The organism is Pseudomonas sp. MF08875, from assembly GCF_059862525.1.
In genome coordinates this window covers 19,588-31,636 of sequence record NZ_JCBCUW010000057.1, presented here as the reverse complement: position 1 = coordinate 31,636, position 12,049 = coordinate 19,588, and the positions used below count along the sequence as shown (strand labels likewise).

The window sequence follows — 12,049 nt, the reverse complement described above, 5'->3', positions numbered from 1 at the left end:
TGACCGTCGAAGCCGTCAATCGGACAGTAGCGAGGATCAATCTACGCCCGCGCAAGCGCTTGGGCTGGAAGACGCCGTACGAAGTGCATACAGGGGTGAGCGTTGCACTTATGTGTTGAATTCAGGCCCCAATACTTTGGCCTTGGCCACCGCTTGTGTGCGGCGTTCCACCCCCAATTTGCTGTGGATGCGCCGGGCGTGGGTCTTGACCGTGTGCAGGGAAATGAACAGCTGCTCGGCGATCTGCTGGTTGGAGCTGCCCTGGGCGATCAACTTGAGCACTTCCAGTTCTCGCAGGCTGAGGGGGCTTTCGTTGCCCGCCGTGGCCACGATCGGCGAGCCTTCCAGGCCCAGGCCATGCAGCAGGTGCGGCTGGCGCAGGCGCAGTTCCTGCAAGGCCTGTTGCAGGTTGCACCGCTGCACCAGGCTCAGGCCGCTTTCAAGGGCCTCGCGGGCCAACGCCGTTTCGCCGCGCAAGAACGCCACCTCGCCACGGGCCAGCAGCAACTCGGCCTCCAGGCCATGGCGGCCCTGGCGGCGGGCGCTTTCCAGCAGCGCGGCCAGTTGCTCCAGCGGCTGGCGGGCTTGATTCAAGTGCACGTCGGCGAGGATCAGCAGGTACTCGATGCGCGGGATCAATTCGACGCTTGCCGGTGGCGCCTGCAAGGCTCCCGGCCCACGGTAATGGCGCAACAGCCGGGTAAGGGCTTCGTGAGCCAGTTCGGGGCGGCCCTGCTGTAGCCAGAACTGGCTGCTGATTTGCAGTAGCACGCCACGGTACACGGTGTCGGGGATCTGCCGTTGCTGCATCAAGCGTTCGGCGTCGCGTAGGCGCACAAAGCCGTGGGCATAGTCGCCCTGGTTGACGGCCAGCAGGGCCTGGCCCAAAAAGCCGTACAGCGCCCGTTTGTCCTGGCTCGGCAGGCAGGCTTGCAGGCCGGCCTGGAAAAACACCTGGGCCAATTCACCCTGGCCCTGGCTCAAGGCCAGGCGCCCGCGCCGCAGGGCGATGCGCCCCAGCAACGGGGTGGCGCAGGGCACATGCTGGCTGACCAAGTCGTGCACGCCGCACAGCAGGCTTTCGGCGCGATGGGCGGCGCCGCGCTGCTCCAGTAACTGTGCGTGGTCCAGCTCCAGCAGCGCCTCGAACAGCAACGAGCCCTGGGCCCGCGCCAGGCACAGGGCCTCGCGGTTGATGGCTTGGGCGACGTCCAGCTCACCTTTGAGCAACGCCTGTTGGGTCAAGCCGCACAGGCACAGCAAACGGGCGGTCCAGGCTGAGGCGGGCAGCGCAGCCAGGGCTTCCTGGAAATGTTCGCGGGCCGGTTCCAGGCGCCCCTGCAAGTGCAGCAGCCAACCCTGTTGCGCTTCCCAGCGCGCCAGCAAGAGTTTTTGCTGCGCGGCGCAAGGCTGCGGGGCGAACCGGGCCATTTGCTCGATACATGCCGCCGCTTGTTCAAAACGCCCGGCGAACAACAGTGCGGCGGTCAACAAGCCTACCAGTTGCGGGCTGCCGAGCATCAGTTCTTCGCCCTGCTGCTCGTGCAGGCGCAACAGCAGCACCACGTTGTGCTGCTGGAACACGTGTTCGAAATCGAAATGCTGCAACAGGCTTACCGCCACTTCGTACTCTTGGGCGAGCAAGGCCTGCTCGAACGCCGCTTGCCAGTCTTGCTCGGCGGTGAACCATTGGCAGGCGCGCCGGTGCCACGAACGCCCCACCGGCCATTGCTGGCGGCGGATCAGCTGCGCCAGGGGCTCGAACACCTGGAGCCATTCGCCGCTGTCGTCCCAGGGTTCGATAAAGCAACCCAGGGCCTGCAACGAACGCAGCCACTGCGCGCCCTCCCCCGCGCCGAACAGGTGCTCGCACAAAGGCGCGTTGAAGCGCGGCAGGTGGGCGAGCACGCGCCATGCCTCGGCTTGCTCCGGCGACAGGCAACTGAACAGTTCATGTTCCAGGTAATCGAGCAAGGTGTCCGACGGCCCGGGTTCGCGGTCGGCGACGGCCCAGTCCTTGGTTTCCAGCAAGGCGATGCGCACCCCGGCGCACCAACCGCCGCTGCCCTGGAAGATGCGCTCCGGGGTTTGCGTGCAATAGGGCTGGGGCAGATTGTGGATCAGTTGGCGGATTTCGTCGGCGTTGAACAGCAGCCCATGGCCATCGCATTCGAGCAGTTCATCGTCGAGCAGCAGGCGCGGCCAGTTGCATTGCGGGCGGCGGCGCCCATTGAGCCACCAGATCAGCGCGGGGCTGCTGACCACCAGCAAGCGGTCGAGCAAGCCGTCCAGTTCCGGGGCCGGCACCCGGCAGTAGTCATCCAAAAACAGCCAGGTGGGCGCCTGCAACCGCGCCAAGTGGGCCAGCAGGCTGGGTTCGTCGACCGCCCCCAGGCCCAGCGCCTGGGCCAGGGCGGCGCACAGTTGTTCGGCGGTTTTCAGCGCGCCGGCCAAGGGCAGCCAGTACACCTGGCAGTCCGCCGGGGCCTGGAGCAAGCACTCGGCCATCAAGGCGCTCTTGCCGCTGCCCGCTGGCGCACACAGCAGGCGCACGCGCGCAGGCGAAGCCATCAAGGGCGCACTCAGGCGCTGGCGCGACAGGTGATGGGACGACAAGCGGGGCAGGAACCCAGGGCGGTCCAGACACAGGCTCATGGCGGTCATTGCGGCGGGCCTTTTTTATTTTTATCCAGCGTGCCTCCACCCTAGCCCTCTGCAAGACGCTTGTTGAGAGCTATTCAGCACGCTGATTGGCCACCATAAAAAACCGAGCCGCCACGGTGCCGCGGCCGCACTTACCAGGCCAATGTCGCCGCGCTCTCGAAATGCCCGCGATCCAGCGCCGTGACACCGTAGGTCACAGCGCCCGCGTCAGGGTTGGCGTCGGTCCAGTGAGCGCTGGCGCTTTCACAGCGCACCGTCGCCACCAGGCAATCGGCGCGCGTGGTGTCCAGCGCTTTGCCCGGCGCACTGCGGTACACGGCGTAGTAACGGGTCTGGCCGGGCGTGTTGGCCGGGTGGTCCTGCCACTGCAATTGAGTGCCCGCCGCCGTCTCCTCGCGCCGCACGGCCACCGGGGGTTGAGGTGCGCGACCTGTCTTCCAGGCCATGGCAGGGATCAATGCCGGGTGTTGCCACACTTGCGCGCGGATCGCCGCGACGGCCCGTGCAGCCTGGGGTGCACGTAGCGACAGGTGGCGAAACAGCACGCTGCCGCTTACCTGCGGGTTGTCGGTGTTCCAGGTCAATTGCCGACTGATTTGCGTGATGCCCTCGTCCTCTGCCCAACCCGGTTCCCGGGCACTGGCGACCCCGACTTTGTAGAGGGCCTCACCGATGTACAGGTGCACATTGCGCCCGTGTACCGTGTCGGCCCACCACTTGGCCACCACCTCGAAGGGCGCCACCTCCAGGTCAAAGGTCCAGTAGACCTGGGGCAGGATGTAGTCCAGCAGTTCTTCGTGAACCCAGCGCCGGGTGTCGGCAAACCCCACGTCGTAATTGGGGGCGCCGTGGCGGGTAGCCGAGCCCAGGGGATCGACGCTTTGGTTACGCCAGACCCCGGCAGGGCTGACGCCGCACTTTATCCCTGGGTCAAATTCGCGCAGGGCGGCCGACAGTTCGCGGATAAGTTGATAGGTGTTGTCGCGGCGCCAGTCGCCCTTGTCGGCAAAGTCCTGGCCGTAACGGGCGAAGGTGGCGCTGTCGTCTAGTGGCGAGGCGGCGGACTCGTAATAGAAGTAGTCATCGAAGTGCACGCCATCGATGTCGTAGTTGCGCGCCACCTCCATCACGGCCTCGACGATCGCGCTTCGCGCCTGGGGGATGCCGGGGTCGATCACGAAGCGATCGGAGGCGCTGGCGATCCATTGCGGCTGAGCCTGGTACACGCTGGCGGGGCGCCCCGGTGCCACGCGGTTCAGTTGTTCGACCGTGGCGGGCGAACGATCCATCGAGACGCGGTAAGGGTTGAACCAGGCATGCAGCTCCAGGTTGCGCCGATGGGCCTGCTCGATGACGAACGCCAGCGGATCGAACCCTGGGTCCTGGCCCAGGGTGCCGGTCAGGTAGCGTGACCAGGGTACGAGGGTGGAGCGGTAAAAGGCATCGGCACAGGGCCGGACTTGGAAGAACACCGCGTTCATCCGCAGGCTCACTGCTTCGTCGAGCATGGCGGTCAGTTCGCGTTGTTGCAGGGCCACGCGCTCGGCCTCGTTGCTGATGGCCAGCGACTGCTTGGATGGCCAGTCAAGGTTAAGCACCGTGGCAATCCAGCTTGCGCGCAAGTGATGTTTGGTCGTTGTCGTTAGGTGATGAGTCATGGCTCGGATTCCTGATGACGGGGGCCTGGTGGTATCCCGTCGATAACGCACTTGCAGGCACTCCGTGGGCCTTGAGCCTAATCAAGCCGTGGAGGTTTACAGGGGTGAGGGGCAGATTCAGAAAAGCCCTGCGATGAGTGCCGATCCATTCCCCCCTGAACATAGGAAGAACCTGACAGGTTGGCGTTGATCTGTGGGAGCGGGCCGGGCAAGCCCGCCCCCACAAGGAGCGTGGCAAGCGGTCAGCGCACCCCGCTGCTGCGCAGGGCCGAGGGAGTGTAGTCGGCGGCTTGGGCCTTGAAGCCGAAGATCAAGCTGTGTTTTTCCTCGCTCTTCATGCCCAGGGCGATGTAACGGCCGGCGATCAGGTCGTAGAGGGTTTCCAGGGTGTAGGCCGGGGCTTGGTGGTTGTAGTAGAACTGCGCATGCCCTTCGGCCACCCGCCACAGTTGCCCGCGGCCGTCATAGTGATCGACCAGCGCGGCCTGCCAGCTGTCTTCGTCGATGTACATGTGGCGCTTGGCGTAAATGTGGCGCTCGCTGGGCTTGACCGTGCCGACCACTTCCCACACCCGGTGCAGTTCGTAGCGGGTCAGGTCCTGGTTGATATGCCCAGCCTTGATGACGTCGTCGTACTTGAGGGTCGGCGAGTCGAGCTTGTAGCTGTTGTAGGGGATGTACATCTCTTTTTTGCCGATCAGTTTCCAGTCGTAGCGGTCGGGGGCGCCGGAGAACAGGTCGAAGTTATCCGAAGTGCGCAGGCCATCGGCGGCGGTGCCCGGGCCGTCGTAGGCCACTTGCGGGGCGCGGCGCACGCGGCGCTGGCCGGCGTTGTAGATCCACGCCAGGCGCGGTTCTTTCACCTGGTCGAGGGTTTCGTGCACCAGCAGCACGTTACCGGCCAGGCGCGCCGGGGCGGTCACCGATTGTTTGAAGAAGGTCAACACGTTGGCGGCCTTGGCCGGGTCCATGTCGGGGATCAGGTTGGGCACGGCGATTTCTTCTTCAAAACGGATCGGTGTGTAGCTGCCGTTCGTCTGCGGCGTGGCCTGGGTGATGATGCGTTTGACGTTACCGCCGTGGTAGCGGGTGATGTGGTTCCACAGCACTTCGACGCCGTTCTTGGGCAGCGGGAAAGCGTAGTAGCGGTTGCCGGTGAAGTTGGCTAGGCCATTGCCGTCGTTGATGGTGGTCACGTTCAGCGCGCTGCGCTTGGCCGCTTCGTAGACCTCGTCGGGCAGGCTCACGGTGCGGTGGGTTTTGTACACCGGGATTTTGTAGGTTTCGGGGTAGCGCTTGAACATCGCCACCTGGCCGTCGGAGAGTTTGTCCTTGTACTTGTCCACCGTGGCCGCGGTGATGGTGAACAGCGGTTTTTCATCAGCAAAGGGGTCAGCCAAAAAGCCCTTGCTGTCTTCGGCGCCGGCGTTCTTGCCGATGCCGCCGGTCCAGGCCGGGATCGAGCCATCGGCGTTGCCGGCCTTCTCGGCGCCTACCGGGGTCAGGCTGGTGCCCAATTTGGCGGCTTCTTCGGGCGATACCTGGGCCATCACGTTCAGGGCCAGCAAGCTCAGGGCCAGGGCGCTGCATTGCAGAATCATCTTGCGCATAAAAGTTGTTCCTCTTGTGCCGAATCAGAAGTTCACGCCAAAGCTCAAGGCCAGGAAATCGCGGTCAGTCAGGGTGTTGTAGTCGCCGCCGAAGAAGTCGGTGTAGCTCAGGCTGGCGGTGTAGGTGTTGCGGTAGTCGGCATCGACGCCGAGGCTGACCGCTTTGGCGCCTTCGTTGAACAGGCCGTTGGGGCCGTAACCCTTGACGTCATGGGACCAGGACAGGTTGGGCTTGAAGTTGATGCCCGCCACCAGGTTGTTGTAGTCCAGGATCGCCCGGGCGCGGTAACCCCAGGAGGTGGCCGTGACGAAGCCTTCGGTGTCGCCGCCATAGCCGTACTGGCCGTAGACCGAGTCGCGGCCGTAGCGGATCTTGTCCCGCGATTCCAGGCCCCCGACCCGCACCACCGCCGCCTCGCCCACCAGGGTCAGGCGATCGGCGCCCAGCACTTGGTCGAAGAATTGGGTCATGGTGCTTTGGATCTGGGTGACTTCCTTGCGCCGATAGCCGGTGTTGTCGGCGCCCAGCGAAGTGGCCAGCGGCGAGGTGGCGCCACCGGTGAGCGGGTTGAGCAGGGCCAGGGTCAGGTCGTTGGTGTTGACCTGCACGGGGGCGTTGGGGCGGTAGCTGATTTCGCCGGTCCACGCGGTGCCGGTGCGCAGGGTCGTGGAGAAACTGGCGCCGTAGAGGCGGATGTCTTCGGGGTATTCGAGGTAATACTTGCCCCGGCCCAGCATCACGCTTTGCGCCAGGCCCGCGCTGCTGCCCGGTGCCAACTGCTCGGCGATGCGCAGCATGCCCGGCAGCGCGGCCACGGTGGAAGCGCTGGCGGTGGTGGTGCCCACGGTGGGGGTGCGGCTGTGGTAGTTCATGAAATACAGACCGTACTCGGTGTCGTCCCCCAGCCAACGCAGGGCCGTGCCCCACTGCCCGGAATCGCGGGCATCGCGGTCGCCCGTGCGGCCGATGACCACGCCTTCGGAGGTGACATTGATGTCCTGGCCGAACGCCGCCGCCAAGGGCCGAAACGGCGCAATCGCCGGGCTGCCGACGGTGTAACCGGTGGTGCAACCGTCCTGCACCACGTCCACGCCGAAGTAGGTGCCACAGTTGTCCACCACCGTCTGGTCCCACTCCAGTTGGTAGAAGCCCTCGATGGTGAGTTGGTCGGTCAGGCCCTGGGAGGCGAACAGCATGTTCACCGGGACCAGGCCTTCCTTGATTTCCGCGCCGGGGCGGCGGAAGGCCGAAACGTCCACCGGGTTGATGCTGTTGATGGAGTTACCGATAAAGGTGCTCTCGCCCCAACTGACCACTTGCTTGCCTGCGCGCACGGTGCCCGGCAGGTTGGCGATGGAATAGTTGTGGTAGACGAAGGCGTCGAGGATCTGCGCGCCGGACGACTTGGAGCCTTCCTTGCGGTTGTGGTCGCTAATCTGCTTGAACTCGCGGTCTTCGTCCTTGAGCTCGAAGTCGTACCAATACTTGCCGCGCACGAACACGCCGGTATCGCCGTACTTGAGTTCGAGGTCGTGCAGGCCCTTGAAGATTTTCGAGAAGGTCTCGCCCTTCTTGAAGTTCAAGCGCCCGTCATCACCGGTGGACGCCTGGCCCGTGCCGCCGTTGGACACCCCGACCAAATCCTTGTCGGCACTGCGCATGCCCCAACTGGCGCCGACCGAGAGGGAAGAGTCGAATTGCCCCTCGATTTCGCCAATGTTGAATGAAACCGCTTGCGCCTGGGCACAGCAGCCCATAGCCACCGCCGCGGCGAGCGCCTGCGGCGTGAAGATGGCGCGCATTGTTGTTTTTGTCATGCGTCTTCCCCGGTGAGTGAACAGAAGGCCTCACCCTACTGCCGGCACTACGCAGCGATAAGCGCACCAAGGAGGTATTCACGCTGTACCTCTAAAGGATGACACCCCCCTCTAGCCCAGGCTTGCGCACGCCATGCACGGGATGGATAGCGGGGCATCAGGGGCGTGGATTCAGGGCCACCGGCCACTGTTACCTGAACTGCAACAGTCCTTGTCGACAATCGCGCTGTTTCCCCGGGGGGCAAGCTCTTATTCTTACCGGGCTCTCACAGCCATCCCCGCTGTAAGAGCAAATGTTCAATAGCTGTTTAGTTGCACTTATTGAACGACCGTTTTTATCTAAGTTGATGGCTCAACTTAGCGCTGCGTGTTCACTGACGTAGATTTGTTGCTCCTTGATCTGACGTCTTACTTTAGCCGCTGCCGATGCAGCGGCTTTTTTTTGCCTGTGGGTAAGTTGGCGTAAAACTTACGCGACTGGGTGAAAACAACTACAACCCTCAGCGACAACCGCGCAAACCCGAACGGCTAGCCTGATTCAAGTGACTTAGCGAGGCATGCGCCTTGGTTTAACCCCACTTATTCAGGCACCTTTATGTTCCCCATCAACACTACGCGTTATCGCTCAACAACAGGCTTTAATGGCCGCGTACGTTTTTTAATCATGCACTACACCGCGGCCAACTTTTCAGTCTCGGTCAATGCCCTGACCGGGCCGAATGTCAGTGCCCATTACTTGGTGCCCAATATTGTCGACCCCACTTACCGCCAGGCCGGTTTCACCGAACAGCAGATATTCAACCTGGTGGATGAAGACAAGCGCGCCTGGCACGCTGGAGTCAGCAGTTGGGCCGGGCGCAATAACCTGAACGACACCTCCATCGGCATCGAGGTGGTCAACCAGGCCAGCGACAACCAGGGCCAATTCACCTTCCCGCCCTATCACCCGCAACAGGTCGAAGCCATCGCCCAACTGGCCAAAGACATCCTGCAACGCCACCCGGATATCAGCCCGACCCATGTGCTGGGCCACTCGGATATCTCCGTGGGCCGCAAGAGCGACCCGGGGCCGATGTTTCCCTGGCATGAGCTGTATTTGCGCGGCATCGGGGCCTGGTTCGACCCCGCCACCCAAGAGCGCTTCGCCAGCACCTACAGCGCCAATGGCGTGCCGGCGCGGGCCGAGGTGATCGCGCTGTTCAAGAAATATGGCTACGACGTTGGCGCCGCGACCACTGAGGTGGGTTTCCAGCGTTTGGTGCGGGCCTTCCAGTTGCACTTTCGGCCCGAGAACTACAACGGCGTGCTGGATGTGCAAACCGCCGCCAACCTGGCGGCGCTGGTGAGCAAGTACATGCCTTGAGGGCGGGTCAGAGGGCGTACTTTTGCAGGTTGGCCATCATTTCCTTCAAGGCTTCGATGTTGTCCTTGGGGTGGGCCGCCCCGTCGAAGTCGCAGATCTGCTGCCAGTGGGCGGCGACATCTTCCGGCGAGAAGCCTGCACGGGGGTCGAACCCGGCGCCGAGGCTGCGCTCCCAACGCACCTTGCCGATCCAGCCGCCGCCAACCTCAAACAGGCCGCTGGTTTCCTGGCAGTTTTCGCTACCCAGATACACCACCAGCGGGCTGACCAGTTCCGGCTTGAGTTGCTCGAACACTTGCGGCGGGATCAGGCCTTCGGTCATGCGCGTACCGCCCGTAGGGGCGATGGCGTTGACCAGGATGTTGTTCTTGCGGCCCTCGATGGCCAGGGTGCGGGTCAGGCCATAGAGGCCAAGCTTGGCCATGCCGTAGTTGGCCTGGCCGAAGTTACCGTAGATGCCCGAGGTGGACGCGGTGAAAATCACCCGCCCGTAGTTTTGCTCGCGCAGGTGCGGCCACGCGGCGCGGGTCACCTTGTAGGCGCCTTCGACGTGGACGCGGTACACCAGGTCCCAGTCGCTGTCGTCCATTTTGTGGAAGCTTTTGTCCCGCAGGATGCCGGCGTTGTTGACCAGCACATCGACGCGACCGAAAGCATCGAGGGCGTTCTGCACGATTTTTTCGCCATCGGTGACGGAGTCGTGGTTGGCCTCGGCGGTGCCGCCGGCGGCGCGGATTTCAGCCACCACGCGGTCGGCGGCCGAAGCGTTGGCGCCTTCGCCCTGGGCCGAACCGCCAAGGTCGTTGACCAACACCTTGGCGCCATGGCGCGCAAACAGCAGCGCGTGGGCCCGCCCCAGGCCACCGCCGGCACCGGTGACAATCACGACTTTATCTTCCAAGCGCACAGACTCACTCATAACGAACTCCCGCAGGGCCAATGACTAATGCCCCGAGTGTCGGGCACCGGCGTTCTGGTCACAATAAACACGGCCCACGCTGAATGGTGCGCGATAAGGCTGGGGGATAAAGCGCCGGATTTGCTCTGTAGCAAGCGGGCTTGCCCGCGCGGGGGTGCGAAGCAGCCCTGACGGAGGTGTGCCCATCCATTTTTACGCCCGCCATGCCGCCGAGCGCGGGCAAGCCCGCGTGTTACAGGTGCTCAGGAACAGGCGCGGATACGCGGCGGCGCGGCCAGTTGTTCGCGAAAAGCCAGGTAATGCCACAGCACCTGCACCGGCGCTTCCGCGTGGGGGTAATGGCCGATGCCGGGCAGGATCACGGTGTCGGCGCCGGGGATCAGTTGCCGGTAGCGCGCCACCATGTGGCCACCCGACACCGGGTCGGCTTCGCCGTCGATCACCCGCAGCGGTAAATCACCGCGCTGCATGGCGGCGACCCAGCGGTCGCGGTGCACGCGCCGTTCGGGCACGTAAGCCATGAGCCGGTGCAAGACGCGCGGCCCGTGGTTGCTGGCCACCAGGCTCCAGAAGTCGTCCAGGGCACTCTCGCTGGGGCGGGTGTGGGGGCCGAAGATCTGCCGGAAGTTCTTGACCAGCGTATCGCGGCTGAACGCCCGGCCGATCATCCAGCCCAAGGGGCTGAGCAGCAGTTTTTGCATCAGCACCGGGCGGTGGGTTTCCGGGAACAGCCCACCGTTGAGGAACACGCAACTGGCCAGGGCGCTGCGGCCTTCGTAATGGCGGGCCAGCAACTCTTGCGCAACGCTGTCGCCGTAGTCGTGGGCCAGCACATGCACGGGCTCACTGACCTGCACGTGGGCGAGCAAGGCCAGTTGCAGGTCGGCTTGCTCGATCAGGCTGTAGCGGTGCTGGCGCGGTTTGTCGGAGTCGCCGAAGCCGAGCATGTCGCAGGCAATCACCCGGTAGCGTTGGGCCAATGGTTGCCATAGGTAGTGCCAGTCCCAACTGGCGGTGGGGAACCCGTGGATCAGCAGCAGCGGTTCGCCCTGGCCTGCGGCCCAGTAACGGATGCGGTGGCCGCGAAACGTAAAGCTCTGCGCGCGTTTGCGCCACACGCTCAGGGGGATCTCGGCCAGTGGCATCATTCGCGGTATCCGCTGTGGTGTTGATCGAGTTTGCGCAGCAGCGCCGGCCAGGCCAGCGCGCCACCCATGCCCTGGGCACTTTTGGTGACACCGGCGACCATCGCCTTGGCGCCGGCGAGGATCTGCGGCTCGATGTGGATCAACTGCGCCGCACCGTTTTGCGCCAGCACCTGGATTTCGCAGGTGCGCTGGAAGGTGAACATCATCAAGAAGGTGTCGGCGATGGTGCCGCCACAGGTCAGCAGGCCATGGTTGTGCAGCATCAGAAAGTTATTCGGCCCCAGGTCGGCTTGCAGCCGGGCCTTTTCCTCAGGGTTGAGGGCCACCCCTTCATAGGCGTGGTAAGCCAGGCTCGACAGCACGAACAGCGACTGCTGGCTGATGGGCAGCACGCCCTGGCGTTGGGCCGACACGGCCACGCCGGCGGCGGTGTGGGTGTGCATGACGCAGGCTACGTCGTGGCGCACTTCATGCACCGCGCTGTGGATGGTGTAACCGGCGGGGTTGATCTCGTAGGGGCTGGCCATCAGTTTGCGCCCGGCCTGATCGACCTTGACCAGGCTGGAGGCAGTGATTTCGTGAAACATCAGGCCGAACGGGTTAATCAGAAAATCTTCGGTGCCCGGCACCTTAGCCGAGATGTGGGTGAAGATCAGGTCATCCCAACCGTGCATCGCCACCAGGCGATAGCAGGCCGCCAGGTCAACGCGGGCCTGCCATTCGGCGGCGCTGACGAGGTCTTTGACACTGGTGGACGACGGGGCTGGGGCTGGGCTCACGGCAACGGACCTCGCGTTGGGTTTTTATTGTTCAGCGAATGTCCTGGCAGTCTAGTCAGGTGGCGCGTGCGCCGTAGTTGCATTGGCAGC

General features: G+C 63.9%; 8 protein-coding genes and 1 pseudogene. 2 read left to right on the top strand and 7 right to left on the bottom strand.

What is annotated here, in order from left to right:
- Positions 1–119: pseudogene (locus AC19YT_RS24585) on the top strand (IS30 family transposase); the annotation flags it as partial.
- Here AC19YT_RS24585 and AC19YT_RS24580 read toward each other — a convergent pair.
- The 4 genes from AC19YT_RS24580 to AC19YT_RS24565 all read right to left on the bottom strand — a co-directional run bounded on the left by AC19YT_RS24580 (position 109) and on the right by AC19YT_RS24565 (position 7,750).
- On the bottom strand, positions 109–2,664 hold the full coding sequence (locus AC19YT_RS24580; protein ID WP_500611184.1) for a LuxR C-terminal-related transcriptional regulator: 2,556 nt from the start codon (positions 2,662–2,664) through the stop codon (positions 109–111). The pseudogene AC19YT_RS24585 and the gene AC19YT_RS24580 overlap by 11 nt on opposite strands.
- A gap of 131 nt (positions 2,665–2,795) precedes the next feature.
- On the bottom strand, positions 2,796–4,322 hold the full coding sequence (locus AC19YT_RS24575) for a glycoside hydrolase family 10-like protein (protein ID WP_500611183.1): 1,527 nt from the start codon (positions 4,320–4,322) through the stop codon (positions 2,796–2,798).
- A 242-nt stretch (positions 4,323–4,564) separates the two neighbouring features.
- Complete coding sequence (locus AC19YT_RS24570; RefSeq protein ID WP_500611182.1) at positions 4,565–5,932, bottom strand: DUF1329 domain-containing protein; 1,368 nt, start codon at positions 5,930–5,932, stop codon at positions 4,565–4,567.
- 24 nt (positions 5,933–5,956) lie between these two features.
- A complete protein-coding gene (locus AC19YT_RS24565) occupies positions 5,957–7,750 on the bottom strand; it encodes a DUF1302 domain-containing protein (protein WP_095107877.1) in 1,794 nt (597 codons plus the stop codon).
- A 595-nt stretch (positions 7,751–8,345) separates the two neighbouring features.
- Between AC19YT_RS24565 and AC19YT_RS24560 the strand changes: the two genes are divergently transcribed.
- A complete protein-coding gene (locus AC19YT_RS24560; RefSeq protein ID WP_500611181.1) occupies positions 8,346–9,113 on the top strand; it encodes an N-acetylmuramoyl-L-alanine amidase in 768 nt (255 codons plus the stop codon).
- 7 nt (positions 9,114–9,120) lie between these two features.
- Here the strand turns inward: AC19YT_RS24560 and AC19YT_RS24555 are convergent, their stop codons facing one another.
- The 3 genes from AC19YT_RS24555 to AC19YT_RS24545 all read right to left on the bottom strand — a co-directional run bounded on the left by AC19YT_RS24555 (position 9,121) and on the right by AC19YT_RS24545 (position 11,959).
- On the bottom strand, positions 9,121–10,032 hold the full coding sequence (locus AC19YT_RS24555; protein WP_095107875.1) for an SDR family oxidoreductase: 912 nt from the start codon (positions 10,030–10,032) through the stop codon (positions 9,121–9,123).
- A gap of 242 nt (positions 10,033–10,274) precedes the next feature.
- Positions 10,275–11,177: an alpha/beta fold hydrolase gene (locus AC19YT_RS24550; RefSeq protein ID WP_500611185.1), complete on the bottom strand. Its 903-nt coding sequence runs from the start codon at positions 11,175–11,177 to the stop codon at positions 10,275–10,277.
- Complete coding sequence (locus AC19YT_RS24545) at positions 11,177–11,959, bottom strand: class II aldolase/adducin family protein (protein WP_500611180.1); 783 nt, start codon at positions 11,957–11,959, stop codon at positions 11,177–11,179. Before AC19YT_RS24545 ends, AC19YT_RS24550 begins: the two co-directional genes overlap by 1 nt.
- Positions 11,960–12,049: the final 90 nt, after the last annotated feature.

What these genes read in the sequence shown, in the direction of transcription:
- AC19YT_RS24560 (WP_500611181.1), top strand. Translation starts at nt 8,346, where the DNA reads ATGTTCCCCATCAACACTACGCGTTATCGCTCAACAACAGGCTTTAAT.
- AC19YT_RS24570 (WP_500611182.1), bottom strand. Translation starts at nt 5,932, where the DNA reads ATGCGCAAGATGATTCTGCAATGCAGCGCCCTGGCCCTGAGCTTGCTG.
- AC19YT_RS24565 (WP_095107877.1), bottom strand. Translation starts at nt 7,750, where the DNA reads ATGACAAAAACAACAATGCGCGCCATCTTCACGCCGCAGGCGCTCGCC.
- AC19YT_RS24575 (WP_500611183.1), bottom strand. Translation starts at nt 4,322, where the DNA reads ATGACTCATCACCTAACGACAACGACCAAACATCACTTGCGCGCAAGC.
- AC19YT_RS24550 (WP_500611185.1), bottom strand. Translation starts at nt 11,177, where the DNA reads ATGCCACTGGCCGAGATCCCCCTGAGCGTGTGGCGCAAACGCGCGCAG.
- AC19YT_RS24580 (WP_500611184.1), bottom strand. Translation starts at nt 2,664, where the DNA reads ATGACCGCCATGAGCCTGTGTCTGGACCGCCCTGGGTTCCTGCCCCGC.
- AC19YT_RS24555 (WP_095107875.1), bottom strand. Translation starts at nt 10,032, where the DNA reads ATGAGTGAGTCTGTGCGCTTGGAAGATAAAGTCGTGATTGTCACCGGT.